Origin of the sequence: Methanoregula sp. PtaB.Bin085, from assembly GCF_002067035.1 — an archaeon.
Classification (GTDB): Archaea; Halobacteriota; Methanomicrobia; order Methanomicrobiales; family Methanospirillaceae; genus Methanoregula.
Map to the genome: position 1 here is coordinate 1 of NZ_MVQB01000021.1, position 18,267 is coordinate 18,267.

At 58.4% G+C, this 18,267-nt stretch carries 23 protein-coding genes and 1 pseudogene; 8 read left to right on the plus strand and 16 right to left on the minus strand.

Annotated elements, in window-relative coordinates; translation table 11 throughout:
- Both A4E33_RS04045 and A4E33_RS04050 read left to right on the plus strand, forming a co-directional pair.
- Positions 1-194: pseudogene (locus A4E33_RS04045) on the plus strand (hypothetical protein); the annotation flags it as partial.
- 174 nt (positions 195-368) lie between these two features.
- Positions 369-923 (plus strand): DUF3795 domain-containing protein, encoded by a 555-nt coding sequence (locus A4E33_RS04050; protein ID WP_292346405.1) that lies wholly within the window; start codon positions 369-371, stop codon positions 921-923.
- A 17-nt stretch (positions 924-940) separates the two neighbouring features.
- Here the strand turns inward: A4E33_RS04050 and A4E33_RS04055 are convergent, their stop codons facing one another.
- Positions 941-1,603 (minus strand): cation diffusion facilitator family transporter, encoded by a 663-nt coding sequence (locus A4E33_RS04055; protein ID WP_292346406.1) that lies wholly within the window; start codon positions 1,601-1,603, stop codon positions 941-943.
- A gap of 104 nt (positions 1,604-1,707) precedes the next feature.
- Between A4E33_RS04055 and A4E33_RS04060 the strand changes: the two genes are divergently transcribed.
- Positions 1,708-2,049: a GlpM family protein gene (locus A4E33_RS04060; protein ID WP_292346407.1), complete on the plus strand. Its 342-nt coding sequence runs from the start codon at positions 1,708-1,710 to the stop codon at positions 2,047-2,049.
- 130 nt (positions 2,050-2,179) lie between these two features.
- Here A4E33_RS04060 and A4E33_RS04065 read toward each other — a convergent pair whose 3' ends face one another.
- The 5 genes from A4E33_RS04065 to A4E33_RS04085 all read right to left on the minus strand — a co-directional run bounded on the left by A4E33_RS04065 (position 2,180) and on the right by A4E33_RS04085 (position 7,095).
- The gene (locus A4E33_RS04065; protein ID WP_292346408.1) at positions 2,180-4,138 is read right to left on the minus strand and encodes a transporter substrate-binding domain-containing protein; all 1,959 of its coding nucleotides are present in this window, start codon (positions 4,136-4,138) and stop codon (positions 2,180-2,182) included.
- Positions 4,139-4,789: 651 nt separating this feature from the next.
- Positions 4,790-5,296 (minus strand): formaldehyde-activating enzyme, encoded by a 507-nt coding sequence (gene fae / locus A4E33_RS04070; protein WP_292346409.1) that lies wholly within the window; start codon positions 5,294-5,296, stop codon positions 4,790-4,792.
- An 83-nt stretch (positions 5,297-5,379) separates the two neighbouring features.
- Entirely contained in the window at positions 5,380-5,766 is a 387-nt protein-coding gene (locus tag A4E33_RS04075) for a DUF488 domain-containing protein (RefSeq protein ID WP_292346410.1), read from the minus strand.
- 198 nt (positions 5,767-5,964) lie between these two features.
- Positions 5,965-6,501, minus strand: a complete 537-nt coding sequence (locus A4E33_RS04080) for a hypothetical protein (protein WP_292346411.1) — start codon at positions 6,499-6,501, stop codon at positions 5,965-5,967.
- Between the two features lie 105 nt (positions 6,502-6,606).
- Positions 6,607-7,095: a hypothetical protein gene (locus A4E33_RS04085; RefSeq protein WP_292346412.1), complete on the minus strand. Its 489-nt coding sequence runs from the start codon at positions 7,093-7,095 to the stop codon at positions 6,607-6,609.
- A 137-nt stretch (positions 7,096-7,232) separates the two neighbouring features.
- Between A4E33_RS04085 and A4E33_RS04090 the strand changes: the two genes are divergently transcribed.
- Positions 7,233-7,535, plus strand: coding sequence for a carboxymuconolactone decarboxylase family protein (locus A4E33_RS04090; protein WP_292346413.1), 303 nt, complete (start codon positions 7,233-7,235; stop codon positions 7,533-7,535).
- A 44-nt stretch (positions 7,536-7,579) separates the two neighbouring features.
- On the opposite strand, the gene A4E33_RS04095 is transcribed toward A4E33_RS04090, so the two are convergent.
- The 5 genes from A4E33_RS04095 to A4E33_RS04115 form a co-directional block, all read right to left on the minus strand.
- Positions 7,580-8,191, minus strand: coding sequence for a zf-TFIIB domain-containing protein (locus A4E33_RS04095; RefSeq protein ID WP_292346414.1), 612 nt, complete (start codon positions 8,189-8,191; stop codon positions 7,580-7,582).
- 196 nt (positions 8,192-8,387) lie between these two features.
- On the minus strand, positions 8,388-9,587 hold the full coding sequence (locus A4E33_RS04100; protein WP_292346415.1) for a pyridoxal phosphate-dependent aminotransferase: 1,200 nt from the start codon (positions 9,585-9,587) through the stop codon (positions 8,388-8,390).
- 79 nt (positions 9,588-9,666) lie between these two features.
- Entirely contained in the window at positions 9,667-10,419 is a 753-nt protein-coding gene (locus tag A4E33_RS04105) for a hypothetical protein (protein ID WP_292346416.1), read from the minus strand.
- Between the two features lie 85 nt (positions 10,420-10,504).
- Positions 10,505-11,446 (minus strand): MarR family transcriptional regulator, encoded by a 942-nt coding sequence (locus A4E33_RS04110; protein WP_292346417.1) that lies wholly within the window; start codon positions 11,444-11,446, stop codon positions 10,505-10,507.
- 284 nt (positions 11,447-11,730) lie between these two features.
- Positions 11,731-12,651, minus strand: a complete 921-nt coding sequence (locus tag A4E33_RS04115) for a DUF5667 domain-containing protein (RefSeq protein ID WP_292346418.1) — start codon at positions 12,649-12,651, stop codon at positions 11,731-11,733.
- A gap of 369 nt (positions 12,652-13,020) precedes the next feature.
- On the opposite strand from A4E33_RS04115, the gene A4E33_RS04120 reads away from it, so the two are divergent.
- Positions 13,021-13,434, plus strand: coding sequence for a pyridoxamine 5'-phosphate oxidase family protein (locus A4E33_RS04120; protein ID WP_292346419.1), 414 nt, complete (start codon positions 13,021-13,023; stop codon positions 13,432-13,434).
- Between the two features lie 50 nt (positions 13,435-13,484).
- On the opposite strand, the gene A4E33_RS04125 is transcribed toward A4E33_RS04120, so the two are convergent.
- Positions 13,485-14,018, minus strand: a complete 534-nt coding sequence (locus tag A4E33_RS04125; RefSeq protein WP_292346420.1) for a hypothetical protein — start codon at positions 14,016-14,018, stop codon at positions 13,485-13,487.
- Positions 14,019-14,127: 109 nt separating this feature from the next.
- Complete coding sequence (locus tag A4E33_RS04130; protein WP_292346421.1) at positions 14,128-14,295, minus strand: hypothetical protein; 168 nt, start codon at positions 14,293-14,295, stop codon at positions 14,128-14,130.
- A 122-nt stretch (positions 14,296-14,417) separates the two neighbouring features.
- On the opposite strand from A4E33_RS04130, the gene A4E33_RS04135 reads away from it, so the two are divergent.
- Entirely contained in the window at positions 14,418-14,999 is a 582-nt protein-coding gene (locus A4E33_RS04135; RefSeq protein ID WP_292346422.1) for a hypothetical protein, read from the plus strand.
- A 128-nt stretch (positions 15,000-15,127) separates the two neighbouring features.
- On the opposite strand, the gene A4E33_RS04140 is transcribed toward A4E33_RS04135, so the two are convergent.
- The 3 genes from A4E33_RS04140 to A4E33_RS04150 form a co-directional block, all read right to left on the minus strand.
- Positions 15,128-15,466 (minus strand): cupin domain-containing protein, encoded by a 339-nt coding sequence (locus A4E33_RS04140; protein ID WP_292346423.1) that lies wholly within the window; start codon positions 15,464-15,466, stop codon positions 15,128-15,130.
- A 97-nt stretch (positions 15,467-15,563) separates the two neighbouring features.
- Positions 15,564-16,649: a HAMP domain-containing sensor histidine kinase gene (locus A4E33_RS04145; protein WP_292346424.1), complete on the minus strand. Its 1,086-nt coding sequence runs from the start codon at positions 16,647-16,649 to the stop codon at positions 15,564-15,566.
- Positions 16,650-16,707: 58 nt separating this feature from the next.
- A complete protein-coding gene (locus A4E33_RS04150; protein WP_292346425.1) occupies positions 16,708-17,010 on the minus strand; it encodes a DUF4405 domain-containing protein in 303 nt (100 codons plus the stop codon).
- Between the two features lie 119 nt (positions 17,011-17,129).
- Here A4E33_RS04150 and A4E33_RS04155 point away from each other — a divergent pair, with 119 nt between their 5' ends.
- Complete coding sequence (locus tag A4E33_RS04155) at positions 17,130-17,450, plus strand: RNA repair domain-containing protein (protein WP_292346426.1); 321 nt, start codon at positions 17,130-17,132, stop codon at positions 17,448-17,450.
- A gap of 107 nt (positions 17,451-17,557) precedes the next feature.
- A complete protein-coding gene (locus tag A4E33_RS04160) occupies positions 17,558-18,061 on the plus strand; it encodes a hypothetical protein (RefSeq protein ID WP_292346427.1) in 504 nt (167 codons plus the stop codon).
- Positions 18,062-18,267 lie beyond the last annotated feature (206 nt).

An 18,267-nucleotide genomic window follows, 5' to 3' on the forward strand; every position in this document is an offset into this window, starting at 1 on the left:
ACCTGCCAAAGCTCATCCGCTTTGCAGTGAAGGCGGACACGGACGCCGTGCTGGACGCGTTCGGCAGGAACGAACAGACGCGGAAGGTCTTCTGGGCCCTGTTCGTGGCGCTCGCCGGCCTCGTGCTGGCCGAGATTGCCGAGCCGGCCGCGGCCCAGAAGATCGCGGAGATCCTCGCAGGGATCATCCCCTAAGCACGGGGAATAATTTCCCGTCAATCTCACCAATTTTTTCCCATTTCCCTGGCAGAACTGGCCGGTCGTGTCCCTCCACCCGGAGGACAACCGCATCCGGGACGAATCTCCACGAGTGCTCACAACATTTGAGAGGATATAACCGCTGTCTCATCCAAACACCCGGGTACGAACATGCATATCCGCTATCCCGAGACCGGCATCTGCGGCCTCTCCTGCCGGCTCTGCCCCTCCTATCATACAGACGGCCCCAGCCGGTGCGGCGGGTGCAAAACCGAATCCCGGATGGGCGCCGGCTGCCCGTTCATCACCTGCGCCCTGAAGAAGAAAGGCGTTGAGTTCTGCCGGGACTGCGGCGAGAACGAAACCTGCGACAGATGGAAGAAGCACCGCGAGGCCGGGAAACGGGCGGATTCGTTCAAGTGTTACCAGACACTGGAGGACGACATCGCGTTCGTCCAAAGGAACGGGATCGAAGCGTTTGAAGAGATCCAGAAGAAGCGGGAACGACTCCTGAAAGAGATGCTGAAGGAATTTAACGAAGGGCGGTCGAAGAGCTATTTCTGCATTGCCGCGACAGTTCTTGAAATCCCCGAACTGGAAGGGGCATTGGCGCGGGCAAAGAACGATGCCGGCGGGCTGGACATGAAGGGGAAAGCCAGGGCCCTCCATGCAATCCTCGATCAGGTTGCAACAAGGAAGAACTACTGCCTGAAACTCAGGAAGTAACGGGATCGTGAAACCGGTTACGATGAGTTTTTCCCGGCCGGTTCCTCGTCACTGTCCGGATCATCCCCGTCCTCCCCCGCCTCCGCCCACCCCTCGTACCCTTCGCGGAACAGGAAGAGCACGATGACGAACCCCGCGATCGGGTCGGCCTGCCAGAACCCGAAGAGGTAGTTCGCACCAAGGCCGAGAAGTAGCGCAACCGAGAGGAATGCGCAGGCAATGGTCTCCTTCGAATCGGCGACCAGGGCTTTGCTCCCGATCGCGTTCCCCACCGACTGCTTCTTCCACGCAAGGACCGGCATGATGATGATCGACGCGATCGCGATCAGGATGCCGGCAGCCGAGGGCTGGACCGCCTCATGGCCAAGCAGTTTTTCAGAGGATTCGTACAGTACATACACGCCGAGAACGAAGAAGGTGACCGCGACGAACCGCTGGGCAGTCCGCTCGATCTTCTCCTCGTCTTCCCGGGAAACGGTCCCGTGCCGGCGGAGGCGCCAGACCAGGATGATGGCGGAGAGCGACTCCACGATGCTGTCGAGCCCGAACCCCACGAGCGCGATGCTGCCGGCAAGCATCCCGAAGAAGATCGAGAGCGCTGCTTCGGCGATGTTGTAGGCAATCGTGAAATATTCGAGCCGGAGTGCCGTCCGCCAGAGATTACCGGATCCGGAATCCATCGGTTATCCTTCAGCAGTCTCGGGGATATGGTTTTTCGTATTCTCCCCGGGCGACTGACCCCCGGCCCCCGGCTTTATTCTCCCCCCGGTGAAATATTCCGGTCATGGACTGGATTTACACCTTCCTGAAGTTCCTTGTCGGGGGGAGCGTCATCGTCGGCGTCACGTACCTTGCGCAGGGGGCCGATCCGCGGTATGGCGGGATCCTTGCGGCCGCACCCATCATGACAACACTTGCTCTCCTCTTCACATACTCCGAGACGGGACAGGAGGCTACCCGGCAGCTGGCGCTCGGCTCGTTCTGGTTTGCCATCCCCTCGGTCCTCTTCCTTGTCAGCCTCTGGTTCCTGATGGGCCGGTACGCGTTCGTGCCCTCGCTCGGGGGAGCATTCGGTGTCTGGGGCGGGGCGCTCCTGATCATGCACCGGATCGTCATGGGATCGTAAAAACAGGAACAAGTGCATCCTGCTTCGGGGCAGGCACCCCTTCGTCCGGTCTCCAATATTTCCTGCCACTCACGCACGCGGCAGGATTGCAGGGACTGCCACAGACGCCGGAATTCCGGCTGCAGGACGATCAGGAGGTCCTCATTTCACTGTTTCCGCTGCCGGTGAACCGGCACTCGCTCCGGGGGATCCCGATAACAAAACGGGTGCCCTGTCCTTCGGCACCCTCTTCCCGGAGCGTGATGCCGGTGATGGAGAGGATTTCCCGGGCAAGGACGAGACCGGCCCCGGTCCCCTGGCCGGACTCCGGTGTGAAGAGAACCGTTCTCTCTTCCGTCGGGATCCCGCGGCCGTTATCTTCCAGGACAAGGCTGATGCTTCCGTCGGGATTCTCCCGTGAGCGGAACGAAAACCGGGTCGCACCCGTTCCGTAATGGATCATGGCCGACACCAGGTTGGCAAATGCGGTCTCGAGCAGCGGGTCGGCATAGATCTCAAGGCCGCTGACGGCAAGGTCCCGCTCGACCGAAAGCGCCGGCAGGTGGGAGATCGCGAACAGGAATACCTGTTCAACGTTCTGCCATGACGGGGGTTTCATTCCCATGGTCTGGTATTTTTTCGAGAAGTCCAGGGTCTCCGTCAGTTGCCGGACGATTGCCTTCTGCCTGTCGATAAAGGGGATTGACGTTGGTTCCCGGATCTCCCGTTTCATGAGCTCGAGGTAGGAATTCAGGGCGAATGCCGCGCTCTGGATATCCTGGAAGGTGATGGTGTTGAGCTGGTTCAGTTTCTTGTGGGCAAGCTGGAGCGCTTCGGCGGTCTTTTTCAGCTCGGTGATATCGGTGATGACGGCAACGCGCGCTTCCACTCCCTTGAACAGGATGTCGTGGGAATAAGCAACAATGGTCATCCATGATCCGTCTTTCTTCCGGTGGTGCCACTCACCGGCGCGGGCATACCCGTGCAGCCGTTTCGCGAGGTCTGCGATCGGTTCTTTCTCCTCCTCCGGGTACAGGTCGGTCAGGACCATCGCGAGCGCTTCTTCCTGCGTGTACCCGTAGCAGGTCCGGAATGCTTCGTTCACGGCAAGCAGGCGGAGCGTGCTGCGCCCGTAGATGAGCATGGGGGCCGGGTTGTGCTCGAAGAGGTTGCGGTACCGCTCCTCGCTCTCCCGGAGCGCTTCGGCGCGGTCGGCGCTGACCCGGGCCTCCTCGCGGAGCCGGGCGGTGCTCTTCTCCACCTTCTTCTGGAGCGTCCGGTTCCAGAGGACAACGATGGCAAACAGGGCAAGGATGCCGGCGATCATGACGGCAAAGCTCCAGAGGAATTCCGTGCTGATGACCGAAGAACCCGTCCATTTCCGGTCGATATTCTCGTATTCAGCAGGCGAGATGGCGTCGAACCCTGCCTGGACTTCCGCCAGGGTTTGGGTATCTCCTTTTTTTACCGCCCGGTGGAACTGCCCCGAGTACAGAGGAGCGGTCTCGCGGAAATGGTTCTGGATCCCGTACTTGTGCAAAAAGAAGACGGCCGGGGGCTTGTCGATACAGAACACCACAACATCGCCGTTTTTTGCCGCGGATACGATGGCTTCGTAACTCGGGTACTCGTGGAAGCTGGTGACCCCGCGGCTCCTGAGGTATTCGACAGTATAGTCCCCGGATTTGACAGCCACGACGAACCCTTCAAGCGATTCGGGGCCGCTGATACCGGAGATGTCGGCATCGACATACAGGGGGACATCGAGCGTTGCATACGGTTTCGAGAAGTCATACTTCTGCTCCCGTGTCCCGCTCCGGAAGATCGTGTCGATGACATCGAACTCCCCGGCATCCATCCGCACCTGGGCAGTGTTCCAGTCCGTTGCCGTGATGTTAGCCCTGTTTCCCGTCTTCTCCTCCCAGAGCCGCCACTGGTCGATGAGGATCCCCTGCGGCTGCCCGGTGCTGTCGGGGAAGATGTACGGCGGGTAGTTGTTGTCCATCACCACGGAGATCGTGCGGGCCTGCACCGGGCCGGTACCGGCAGCAATGGCGATGAGCACGAAAGCTGCGATGATCAGTACCGTGGTGAAATGGCTTCCTTTCATAAAACCGATCTTCCGGCTCCCGTCCGGTTCCGATTCCGGTAGTGTGGTTATGGAACGGGGAAATATAAGGATTGATCGAAAAACACAGGTGTTCTGCGCGGGTACAGGTTCATCATTCGCGTACTGTTCGCGATCGGTATCCTCCTGCCCGCGATCCCGGAATCAAACCGAGAGGTATTTATCAGACCCTATCTTTCTTAGTATAATCACATGCTGCGTATAAATCGGAATGCATTGACCGCGACCGGTCGTCGTACTCCCTCACACAGCGGCGATCATACCGGTATTACCGGGTCCGTCATCCATACGGTTGTACTGCCGGCTGTGATGTTCGGGCAGCTCCCGTCCGGAGCGTCCGAAAAAACCTGTATTTCTCATGTCATCAGGGAGATCCCCCGATCTCCCGAAGATCTCATCATGGAATCCTCACCTCACCATCCGTGAGGATTCCGTCCCTGGATAACACCACGGAAAACACAACAGTCATCCCGAACAGGGAAAACCGGCCTGCTCTTTCCCACACATCCGTGCAGGCCGGAATCCTTCATATGCCGGTTTTTTCAGTTTTTACATCTGGTATTTCTGCGGTTTTTCGTGCGAAGCAGGTTGCGTGACCGTGGGAATACCCGGGAAAAAAAGGAATCCTGATGTTCAGTAGAAGGGATGCTTTGCCGAATCCTTCTTTGCGAGGATATCGTCGACCGGAGGTTCGTGCCCGACCGCCCTCCGGATGGCGAGTTTCGTTGCCTCGTAATTCCAGTCGTGCACCTTCCTGTTGTCCTTTGCATCCCATTCGATGAAGACCGAGACGATGATGAGGAGATCCTCGGCTTTGGCCTTCGGGAGGACGCCTTCGGCTACCGAGTCCATGACCGCCATCGCAACGGCGTGCTGGGCCGGCCCGAACATCATAACGGCCTGGCCGCCGTGTTTCATGGTCACCTTGTTGACCATCAGGGTCGCGGGTTTTGCCGGGAGGTTGGGTGTGACCACCGCAAGGAGCGGGGTATGCCCGTACTGCGGCATGGCGAGGGCGCTGACGAACGCCTGCTCAACTGCGCTCCCTTTCGCCCCGATGACGAGGTCGATGTGGGCAATTTCGGGACCTTCCCCGACCAGCGCTTCTCCAACCAGTACCTTGTCGAATTTCTGTGCCATTCGTTCACCTCAGTGACTGACAAGGGGCTTTTAGCCGCTGTTGATTTATATACGTATGGGAATGGGAAACCCGACGGGGATGATCAACGGCAATCCTGGTCCCAAAGTGTCGATTGTATCCCCGGCCCGTTGTCAAGCTCGGGTACCCTGATCCCCGTTTTCTTCTCCAGCCATTCCGCCACGAGACCGCGGTGGCAGTGCGAGCGGTTCTTCTCGAAGCAGAGCAGCACGACGTCGTGGTCTGCCCCTTCCACGCCAAGTTCCCGCAGGACAGCGTCCGGGTCAAGCGGGGCGAGGATCTCCTCCCGGTACCGGCGCCTGTACCCGGCCCAGTCCCCGATCTGAAGCATTGCCGGTTTCGGGGCGAGCGGAAAATAACAGCGGCCGGTGTACCAATCCGGCGGGAAGCGGGCGATGGAGACGGCTCCGGGGTGCTTTGCGCTTTTCGTAAAGGAACTTGTGAAAAGCATGTATCTGCCGGCATATTGGCCTGCAGGTGTGATAAGAGAGCTGGACGAAACAGGGATTCCCGGACGATCTTTTTTATAACAGGGCCCGGAACGGATCGATGGCAGCATTGGAGATGGCGGAGGATCCCGGGCCGGAATCCCCCGCGGTTGTCCGATGGTTTCCTGTTTTTCGTGAATCCTGGAACGGATATCCGGCAGTTACTGGTAAATCGAGGACCTGATCAGCGTTGCTTCCCCGCACGGGACATATTCCTGGCGGACGCCGTCATAGCCTTCTCCCCGGCGGTATGCCTCGCGTGCAAGCCGGGCAGTGTTCGTTTCCCGCGCAAATCCTGCCGTGTTCATGTCCTCGTTGGTTGCCTTCAGGACATAGTACCGGTAGTTCCTGGCGCAGTTGCCCGGGGGAAGCGGCGTGTTCTTCATGCAGGTTGCGAATTCAAGGTGGGTTGTTGTGTTGGTGATGACCGGCGTCTTCTCAAAACAGGCATCGGCCGCGGCCGCAAATACCCTGTCTGCCCTGGCATCGGGATCTTCCGTTGGTGACGGAAGGGGCGTGGGAGTGGCGACGGGGGTCTGGACGGTGGTTGGAGGGGCTGTCGGGACGGGTGTCGGAGCCGGCTGGGTGGTCGTGCACCCGGCAACAATGAGCAGAAATGCGAGGGCTGCGATCGCAAGAATGGATGCGAGATACGTTCCCGGGTAATATGCTGTGCTTTCCATGGGTTCGTTTTTCATACTATTCCCTTTTTAAAAATGGCAGAGGGGGGATTTATATTTGCTGAGCCATCTGGTTATCCCCTGCCGGCCGGCGGGCCTGAAAAAAGGGTGAGGGATGGGTGGTTACCCCGTGGTCATCATGATATACCACGGGGCATCTGCCTGGATATCGAACGCATAGTTGCCTGCCTTCAGAAAGACAGTCTTCCGGCTGTTGCCGCCGCCCCCTTCGTTCGCAAGAACGTCCAGCTGATCACCGTGGGCATCCCTGAGGACAACCGTGAAGACGCCCTGCTTCGGGTACGTGAGGTCAAAGACCCACGTAGCGTCGCGGTCGGTCGAGAAGGTGAAGTCCTCGTAGTCCCCCGAGCCGTGGAAGCTGAAGGTCTTCGTGTACGGGTGGCCTTCGTACGGCGTCTCCGTTGTCCATGCGGAGGCTGCTGTCCTGAACGGAGCTGCCGTAGCGACTGGTGCTGCGGCAGCCGGCAGCGTTGTCGCCGCGGGCACCGGTGCCGGTGTCGCAACCGGGGCCTGCGGGGAACCCGTGCACCCGCACAGGAGCGTGATACCGGCCAGCAGCATCATTATCGTGACAATATATTTCAGTTCCATAGTCTCAGGGTCAGTGTCCGGAACCATAACCATTCCCTTTTGTTTTCGGAACGACTCCGGGCCGTCAGATCCCACTTTCACCCTGTCCTGACCCCTGCCTTCATAAGAATGGACCATGGATGGATCTATGGTGAAGCATGACTGAAAACCCGATGGAAGTGTTCCGAAAAGAAGCCCCCGAGGTTGCCGATGCCTTCAACGGCCTCATCAGGTCGATCGTTGCCTCGAAAGGGATCGATGAGAAGACAAAGCAGCTGATCTATATCGCCATGAAGGCATCGATGGGCGACGAGATGGCGGTAAAAGCCCATGTCCCGATGGCAAAAGCAGCCGGGGCAACGAAAGCAGAGGTTGTCGATGCCATCCTCATGACCCTGACCGTCTCCGGTATCCGGGGGGTCGTGACATGCCTGCCCGGGGCCGTGAGGCAGTTCGAATAAAAAAGGACGGGTCCATGAGGCCCGCCGGATCATGATGCGGCAGGTCACTGGCTTTCTTTTTTATCAGCCGGACCCGCAGGTGCTGCCGGGGGGGACGACAGCGGTGCTGCCGCAGCCGCACCAGCCGCTGCTGCACCGGCCTCGACCTTACCCTTCCAGACTTTTGCCGCACGCCCGGCCTCGGTCGTGAACGTGTCGCGGTTCCTCTTCGTGAACCCGCAGGAGACGCACTGCCAGATATGCCCGAAGAGCATGGCCTTCCTCTCTTCCAGCTCGATACCGCATTTCGGGCATTTCGGAGGGATCCTGATCTCCGCGATGCCGGGAAGCCGCCGCGCGTAATCGGCTGCACTCTCCTTCGGGTGCTGCGCCGGGGCAAGGATGTCCCAGTTCACATTCCTGTACGAGATCGTGTCGATCCTCTGCAATGCAGGGGGGGCCGGCGGGGCGTTCCCGATCTGCCGGATCTTCTCCTTCGTAGTGATAACGACAACGAGCAGGATAAGGAACAGGACCACGTAGACATACCAGGGAACGAGGAACAGGGGCTGCACGATCCGCGGGACCGCGTCGGACCTGATGCCGAGGAATGTCATGCCCAGGATCGAGACCGATATTGCCTGAAGGCAGACGGCAGCGTACTTCGCGATCTCCATATCACCAACTGTTTGGAGGAATCCCTTGATATTTTTTCGTTTTTGTTCCGGCTGCAGCCGCGACATGGGTTACCAAAAGAGGGGTCCCTGAGTGCGCCGCCGCAAATCATTGCCCCGGCTTACAGTTCCCTGAAAAAATCACCTCGCGATAACCGGGTATCGCAGAATCCGGCAGGGTTCTGTCAGGCCCGGGGATTCAGAGTTGCGAAAGCCTCCTGCATGCCTCAAGGAGGGTCTCGTCTTTCTTGGAGAAGGTGAAGCGGAGCTTTGTCTTCCCGCCTTCGTGGAAAAACGAGGAGCCCGGCACGGCGGCAACACCGGCCTTCTCCACGAGGTGACGTGCAAAGGTCACATCGTCCATGCCGAATCCTGCAATATCCGAAAATATGTAATACGCCCCCTCCGGCAGTTCGCAGGAGAATCCCGCTTTTTTCAGTCCGTTGTACAGGATCTTCCGCTTCCGGTCATAGTCGCGTGCGAGTTCGCGGTAATAGGATTCCGGAAGCTCCAGCGCGGTGACGCAGGCATGCTGGAGTGGTGCCGGTGCCCCGACGGTCAGAAAGTCGTGAATCTTCCGGAGCCGGGACGTGATCTCCCGGCCGGCCAGCGCGTACCCGACCCTCCAGCCGGTCACGCTGTAGGTTTTCGAGAATGACCCGATGGTGATGGTCCGGTCCCTCATGCCGGGAAGGGCTGCGATCGACACGTGCCTCTTACCGTCATACAGGATATGCTCGTAAATCTCGTCGGTGATCGCGACCATGTTGTGATCAATACACAGGTCGGCGATGAACGAGAGTTCCGACCGGCTGAAAACCTTGCCGGTCGGGTTGTTGGGGGTGTTGATGATGATCGCCCGGCTCTTCTTCGTGAAGGCAGCCTTCCATGCCTCCTCGTCTATCGCGAAATCCTCTCCCAGCCGGACGTAGCGGGGCACAGCTCCTGAGATCTGTGTGTCGGGGCCATAGTTCTCGTAGAACGGCTCCGGAACGATCACTTCGTCGCCCGGCCGGATGGTGGCAAGCAGGCCGGCCATCATCGCCTCGGTCGATCCGCAGGTGACGGTGATCTCCGTCTCCGGGTCATACGCCATGCCGTTGTACTGCTTCACGCGCCGGGCAAGCGCATCGCGGAGATCCTTTGCCCCCCACGTGATGGCGTACTGGTTGATGTCGGCATGAAGGGCATCGCAGGCTGCCATTTTCAGTTCGGGCGGGCAGGGGAAGTCCGGGAACCCCTGCGCAAGGTTGATCGCGTTGTGCTGCAGGGCAAGCCGGGTCATCTCGCGGATCACCGATTCGGTGAAGGAATCGGCCCGGGAGGGCCGGGCCGGGAAGTAGGGAGTTCCGGCCGCCTTCCGTGCGGGCAGGCGGGTACCGGATCGGGCGGTTTTCATATCCGGTACTGGGATGCGGCTGGGGATAAGAGATCGGATCCGCGGGTGAGCAAACAGCCTGGTGAGGATACGAAAAAGGTTATGCGGTCTTCCCGACGATCACCGATGCGGACTCGTCGAACGGGTTCTTCCGCATGGCAAGGTTGAACAGGTACGGGTAATGGGTTTTGAGATACTCCATGTACCGCAGCCACTCGGGGACGAGCCGGGAATAGACCCGCTGGAAGTCGATGACGAGGTGGGCCCGGTCGTCCTTTGGGAGGTCTGACAGGGTTTCCCGGGCTTTCAGTTCCTCGGTCAGGTGGTTGATCGCAAGGATACAGTCGGTGAACGATTCGTGCTCAAAGACCATAGGATTCTCGGCGAGCCTGAGGAGGAGGTCCTCGTTTTTCAGAAGATAGGTACGCACTGCCTCAAGATCGATCTGTTCAATCGCGATACCACAGGAATATTCCTTCATCGCTGTCTTCATGGTTTCAAAATCGTCCTTCCTCCAGCTGTCACGGACAACGAGACGCTGGCGCAGGCTCCCGATGCAGGGATCGGCACGGACAAGCAGCGCAAGCAGCGGAATGCCGGTGTTCGAAAAGAACGTACCGATGACCATATTCAGTTTCTCCATCCGCTGCTGCCTCTCCCGCGACTCCAGCATCTGGTCGATGATGAGCGTGACGATGAGTACCTCGATCGGGATGAAAGCAAGCTCGTGCAGACCGAAGAGCATGATGTGGTGCAGGTCGTGGAAGAGCAGGTAATGGACGAGATAGAGGACGAGGGAGAGCGTGACAAGCCCGGCCCCCGCGATCAGTTTCCACCGGATATCCTCTTTCATGGATCAGTCTGGGTCAGGAGGCCAGTTAATCTCTCCGGAGCTGACCGCAAGGATCCATCGGAATACTGCAGCAATCCGTTCCGATCTACGAACGGTTCCGTACCAGCCGGATAATATTCTCGCGCCCCTTTTTCACCTTGACAATCATCCCCTTTCCATGGAGGCCGGCGAGAGCGGAACTGACCGTTGACTTGGGAAGGCCAAGTACCCGGGTGATCTCCGACTGGTGCAGTTCACCGCCGGCGTTCTTCAGGAGCGCGAGGATCCTCTCTTCAAGGCCTGCAGCCTCGGCGTCGGTGAGAGGCACTGCCGGCTCCTCCGGTTCCACGGACTCGCGGAGCATCTCCTGCCTGTCCCGGCTCCTCCGGTATACCATGTACCCGGCCCCGATAATGGAGATGATGAACAGGCCGGTGATGGCGGGGATGAGCGGGAATGCGGGTTTTTCGATGGTGACCTGCGGTTCCCCGGGGCTGAATGCCCGCAGGCCGTACCAGGCCAGGCCGTCCCGCGTATCGTCTGCGGCCGGTTCGGCACGTTTGACGCTCCAGCCGGGAGGATAGCGGATGATGAGGGTGTTGTCGCGTGCAAGATAGAGCCCGCCTGCAAATGCGTCGCCGATCGCAAGATCGCCGTCAGGTGCCGCAAACCCCGACCAGCTGAACGAGTACACGATAAGCCCGTACCTGCCCGTGGGCGATGTCTGGACAGCGGCATTGCCGGTCACGTTGCTGACGCTCATGGGGCGGGAGACGGCAACCGATGCCTGCGCCGCGGACCGCTGCATCAGGTCCTGCACCTGGGGCAGGTACACGGATGGCAGCTCGCGGGTATATTCCTCGAACGCCGCAAGGTCGCTCTCCGATGCCAGGAGCGTCCGGTACTCGATCTGCCAGAGGGCGGAGCTGTCCTCCTGCACGGTCACGGTATACGTTGTGGTATAGGAGGGTACTGCCATAACAGCAGGTACCGTTACAAGGAACAGGATTGCGATGAACAGGATCCGGTATCTGCCTGCGTGCGTCACGAATCCACACCTTTCAGATACTATCATATTCAGGCATTAAAAAACCGCATGATTCGAAAAACGTGTTCCGGGTGGATAAAGGGAGGTGTGCTGCTCCCCGTAATACCCGGATTCCCTTCCTCTCGGCATGATAGACCGGTATCTCCCGTTTGCCGGTGCCTGCGTCATCGAGGTTTTCATGTTTGTCCGAGGGATATGTCCTGTGATTCCGGATGAGGAGGAAGCCGGGCACTGCCCGTCGTTCACTCCATCCGTACCGGAGCATCAGTCAATACCATGCCGGGTTACTTGTTCCTGGAATTCCCTTTTCCCTGGCTGCCGCTGTTCCCGCCGGCGTTGCCTTTGTCATCGGGCGGGTTGCCGGAGCCTTGTCCGCTGCCCTGCTGCGGAGTCGTTACCGGTATGGTCGTCACCGCGGGCTGGTTCACGTTCTTGTTCCTGTTCTTCTCCTGTTCGTTCTGCGGGACCTGGGTTACCAGCGGTGACTGGTCCGGCTTCCCACGCTGCTGTACGGTCACTTCGGGTTTCGCGTTCTGGTTCTTCTCCCGCTCCGTCTCCTGCTCAGCGGGCCGTCCTGTCGTTGCAGTCACTTCCGGCCATCCCGGGCGGTCCTGCTCCTTCTGCCCGAGCCGGATCGCTTTCATGATCGTCTGGTTGTTCCTGTCGACTGTCCGGTTGAACTTCATCATCGTCTTCTCGCCGAACCTCTCCTCAAGTCGCAGGCTGTTGTTGTATGCCCGCCGGAGGCCGGTATTGTTCGGATGGCCTGCAAGCAGGTTCCCGAGCACGAGCTGGTGCTTTGCGATCTGCTCCTGTGCGTGGAGGAGTCCGGTGGCGCTCGAGTTCCACCGGGAGATCGTAACGTTGGTGAGGTTCATCTTCAGCCAGTAATTGTTGAGCGCTTCCTCGGCAGAGTCGCTCCGGTTCAGTTCAAGCGATGCCCTGACCTCGGAGAGGCGGAGCCGTGCATGCTCCATCTGCCTGTTGATCCGTTCAGTCTCGTTTGCGGTAAAGGATTCATCCATATCCTCGAGAGCCAGTTTCAGTCCGTACAGGGGACTTCCCGGGCCTGCGGGCCCGTAATATGGCGGTATATCGTCCGTTATCACGGTTGCCTGCGTATCGTCCTGTGCAGCTGCAGTACCACTGAGGCAGAGCAGCGAGAGCACGATCAGGGCCGTGCAGATTCCCTTGAAGGTCTTCACAATTCCACACTCCGCGTGCGGCGCATTGCGCCTGATTCCCTGTTCATCTCCTATGTCTATAAGGGTCGTGAAAATCCGAAGGTCAGCGTTCGGTCCCGGCCCGCGGGGTTTTGAGAGGGAACGTTCAGAATCGTTTTATACCGCGATCCGGGGCTGTATACGTCTTAAAAAAAACCGGGCATTTTCCGCGCTTATCCATCCCGGATATGATACGGCACGCAGGTTCCTGGTATTTTTTTATGTGCACGGTGAGCGGGTGCCGCACCAGACCCTCATATATAATCTGCAGCATTCCAGGTATCTTCACGTGCAGGTATACCGGCACAACCGGCAAAACGTTTATCCCATGAGAACTGCTGATTCTGCAGCATGGAACTGAGGGAAAAGATCCTGAAAGTCATCGGGGGTCCGCATGCTGCTGCCGTTGCAACACTGGACGGGAAACAGCCTGCGGTGCGGTTTATGCTTCTCACCGGCTTTCCCGATATGACGCTCGTCGGGGGGACCCTGAAAACCTCCCGTAAAGTCGTTCAGCTGCAGAAGAACCCGGATGTTGCCATCGCGGTATGGTCGGGAAAGGAGTTCACCGATCCGTACGTCGAGATCCGGGCAAAGGTGGAGCTTCTTGCCGATGCTGCTGCAAAGAAGAAATACTGGAGCCCGGCGTTCGTGCAGTACTTCAGATCCGTTGACAATCCTGAGTTTATTATCCTGAAATTCACTGCAGCCGAGATCGCCTACTACGTCCCCTCCAACCGCACGAAGGAGATCTGGAAACGCTGATTATTTTTTCCTGATCTCCCGGTAATTACCAGACGTGGCCGGAATCCTTCTTACGAATGACGTGTCGTATCCTTCGGGATGACATCGCTGACAAAGACGGATATCGGGGGAAGGGGCGGGGCAAAGACCGGGGGGATAATGCCGGGTTCACCGCGTTTCTTCCAGCCGATCCTGACCTGGAATTTCCTGGTGGTGCCGTACGCGTGATACTCCTTCTTCTGTGCCGGCCAGAACAGCAATGCCTGGTAATCGTCCTTGGTCTCAGTATGTGCCGGGTCTTTTGCGAATTCCTGCCATGGTTCTTCCGGATCAACGTTTGTATCCGCACTGATCCCGCTCATCAAGACCGGCGTGCTGCCTTTATCCAACAGCAGTTCACCCCTGATGAACAGGTGAACCCGGGGATTTATTCTCCGGACCCGGAAACTGAACGCGTACTGGGCCCATTCATCGTACATGATCTCCCGGACCTTCTGGAAGTCGTCCGTGAACCTTGGCCGGTTCTGGTTCAGTATCTTCCTGCTGCCGCTGGCATGAGAATGCCACCGGAAAGCCCAGCCGAGGAACGTGAAGGGTTCTGCCATAAGGGTTACGTGTTCCTGTGACATGATATGTTTTTTGTGTATTGACGAATGGTTTTTTGTATATTGAATTTTTTATTTCATCCGATCGGATTTCCGTCATTCCATGGTATCATCGGGCATTCCTTGTTTCCATTGCCACCCGCGCCTTGCAGCGCGGGCACTGGACCCTGACGGGTCTGCCGGCAGGATGAAGGTTTTCCAGCCGGATCCCCATATAGGTCCATGCATGGCCGCACCGGTGACAGACGAGACGGCAGCTGGTATACTGGCTCCGCATACACATCCGGTTCTTTGGAGGCGGTATCAATCCAGCGCGGGCGAACCGTGAAAGTGTTTGCATCACCTTTTTGGAGGGCCTGCCAGACCAATGTTTTTCTGGATACGGAGAAAACCCTGATCATGAAGTTTCCCTTGCTGCAGGCGGTCCTTGTGGTTCTTGTGGTTACAACCATCCTTGCCGGGTGCAGCGGATCCCCGTCAGCACCGCGTGCCAGCCAGCCTGACATTTCCGTATCGATGGCCCCGCTCCTCCTTGAGCGGTCGGAAATCCCGTTCGCGGCAGCGGATGAGATAACAACGAACCCGGACCTGGCAGATCCCGAATTCTCGGAATTCAATGCAAAGAGAGGCATCACGCGGATGTACTCCAGCGAGAAGCCACGATCCGCAACAGCGGTACTCCTCGGCCAGACAATTGTTGAATACCCGCCGGGGAATGCAGCAGCGGTATACGCAAGGTTCGTGGAGATGAACCGGAAAGCAGACCAGTCCCGCTACAAGATCACCTGGCTTCCTGATCCCGGCATCGGCAACCAGAGCTGTGCCCTGATCGTTGCGGATCGGACCGGCAGGGACAACCCCAAGGCGTTGATCGTCTTTGAAAAATCAACATTCATGGAATCGGTCTTCATGACCTCTCCGTCGCTGGATACCGAAGCCCTCACCCGTTCTGCACGGGCAGCGGCAGCAAAAATTCCCTGATCCCTTTTTACAGCCGCCATACCGTTCCTCTCAACAGATGATCCCGGAATTCCCCGGAGGAAAGACCAGCCTTTTTCCTGATCCGGGGTCCGCCCGAAAACCTGCCGGAGCAGGACGGGGGCCCGCTGTCAGAGCAGTTTTGTCTCTTCCGTTGGTTTCGGTACCTTTACGACGAGAACCCGGAACACGGCGTCCGACACGTTCGACCACCTGTGCGGGATCCGTGCCGGGCTCTCGACCAGCATGTCCTTCCCGACAGTCTGCTTCTCGTCCCCGATCTCGCATACGCCTGTCCCTTCCAGGACATAGAAGAAGACATCAACGGGAGTGATGTGTTTTTTCAGGGCCTCACCGGGCCGGAGCGTGATCACGACCGCCATGGCGTGCGGCGAATCGTAGATCTTCCGTGCATCGACATGGTGCGGGTTGGGGCCCGACACGACGCTGGATACTGCAGTTACCTTCATGGCATATTCCTCTGTTCTGGATATCGGGCGCCGGGGGGATAAAGGTCTGCATGCAGACTACGCCCGAACCAGAGTCACTCCTGCCAAGCAGTGGGTATCACTTCACGCTCTCCGATGGGCGGGGGATGCGGTACCTGCCCTTCGGGATCAGGATCTCAAAACGGGCTCCCCTGCCGTATTCCCCCGATTCCTTGATCGAGATACCGGTGATGGAGAGGATCTCGCGGCTGAGAAAGAGGCCAAGGCCGGTGTTCTTCCCGAACCCTTTGTCGAAGATACGTTCCTTGTCCTCATTGTGGATGCCGATGCCGTCGTCCTCGTACACGATGGCAAGGTAATCGAGGCCGTACGGGAGCGTGGAGAAGGCAATATTCCTGACCCGTTCCCCGTGGCGAATGGAGTTATCGACAAGGTTCTCGAAGACCTTCTCGAGCAGGGGATCGGCGTAGATCTCGATCTCCCCGGTACGAACCGATACCGTGATGCCGTCCCGTGTCGCACGCTCCTGCATCGCAAGCGCAAGCGCCTGGACATCCTGCCACTGGGGAGCGCGGACACCAATCTCCTCGTAACTCTTCGTGAACTCGATCTGGCGCTGGATGGTGAGGGCCGCGGCCTCTTCCCGCTCGATGTACCCTATGAGTTCAGGATCAGTGGCCTTCATCCGCGAGAGGCCGAGAAACCCGAGGAGGGCGAGGAGCTGGTTCCTGATGTCGTGGCGGGTGATGCCCGACAGGAGGTTGAGTTTTTTATTCGCAGTCTCGAAAGCGGACTTTGAGCTCTCGAGCTGGTTGTTCGCCTCCTCAAGTTCCCGGTTCCTGGTGACCAGCTGGTCCCGGTACTCGTCCGACTGCTCTTTTGTCAGGCCCACGATGAGCGCAACGATCACGAACATGCACGTGCGGATCAGGGCATCAGGAGAGATGATGCCGGTAATAAGGTAGGTATCCGCGGTATGCATGGCCCCAAAGACAATCGCGATCAGGACCGCCTTCCTCCCGTACCAAAGCCCCGCGATGACGATGATGAGGTAGAAAAAATGGGTATAGACAACGGCGATGCCGAACCAGACATGCACGATCACCTCCAGGATGATCCCGGCAAGGATCAGCAGGGCAAAAGCATAGGGACGCGGAGTATTCAGCGACTGCCACCAGGCTCCTGCTATCGGACACCGCTGCATACTGACACGTTCCTGAAATCACTCTTTTGGATTCTACGGGCTGGCAGGGAATCTGTTTTTACCGTTCCTCCGCTGTATCGCAGGGTTCTGCTGCCGCACCGCCAAGCGCTTTCCGGATATTCCGGAAGAACCGCCAGTGCAGGAGGAGATGAATGATCAGCAGGGCGGCAAAGGCAAAGCTCGAGATATCATGGTACAACACCCAGTCATGCCGGGTAATCCCTATCCAAGTAGCCCAGCTGCTGCCCCTCCCGCCACCGGAAGGCAGGAAAAGGTAGAGGACGATGCCAGAGACGAGCGACGGGATGAATGTCACAATGCAGCCGATATCGACCAGCGCATTGATCGTAACGCGTTTCATGATACTCCTCATCCGCCTATTGAGCGATACGTGTTTATAAACCCGCGGGTACTGCAAAAACGACAGGCGTCGTTCCGCGGCATTTATGTTCGGATCCTGATCAAAGGTACGTGACGATCATGCTGACCAGTCACCGGCTCCTCCAGCAGTACTGGCATGACAGGCGCTTCGATATCCGTGAGGTCAGGGTCTGGTATACTGACCGCGGGGCGCCGGACGACCGGTCCGTTGCAGAAGGACCGGATATCCGTCTCGAACCCTATTACCTTGGCGTGCGGACACGGGACGGGGAAAAACCGGTCCCGTACCACCGGATTCTGGTCATCACGTACCGCGGAGTCGTGACCTTCGAGAACCTGAAAGTGGCAGGGCTCGGGAATATCATTGCAGGGATTTCTGAAACGTTTCAGGGATCCCGAATAGAAAAATATCAGGAGTAAGAAAGGAGACGAGCCCCCGGTGTGTGGCCCGGACGGGATATCTGCGGTTGTAGCTGATCCCGACGAGCAGCGGAATATTCAATACCGCCGTCCGGCAACCTAAAGTGATGAACCTGAAAGCAGCTGGTATCCTGATCCTCACCGTTGCGGCGCTTGCCGTGTTCTCCGGCTGCACCGCAACGACCGGCCCCACGCCGCCGGCAACGGTACTGACCCCGGAACCAATCACCCCCCTCACGACAACCACACCGATAACCCCTCTTCCTGCGGGAGAGATTGCCCGGATCAAGGTGGACCACTTCGGCATGGACACGACCACTGCCACAGTATACGAGTTCCGTGGGAAGGTCCAGATCCGTGATGGTGCCTACAAGGATGTCCAGGTCGTGATCCGGTATCCTGACAGCCAGGAATACTCCTTCGATGCAGGGGGCATGGGCGGCGCTGAACCCGTCATCAGGGAGTTCGCGCTCTTCCCGGCTGACCGCTATAAGGGAACCAATCCCGACAAGATTATCGTGCTCGATGGCAAGCGGTACGCGACGACCTACCGCTACGAGAACGGGGCCATCGCCTGGGTCGCCACAACCGACAATCCCCTGAACAAATAACACAGAATCTTTTTTTGGATGACTTTGGTTTCCTGATTCTCTGCGTTCCCGTGGGGGAATGTATCTCTGTTCTCCTGTGCGGGCAGACAAAGAAGCAGAGCCCGCAGACTGCAGCGCCCCCGTGTCCTATGATAGCACATCTGCTTCCGGGTGAGCACAGGCAGTAGGTAAAACCCCCTGCAGGGCCAGGGCTATTCTCCAGCAGG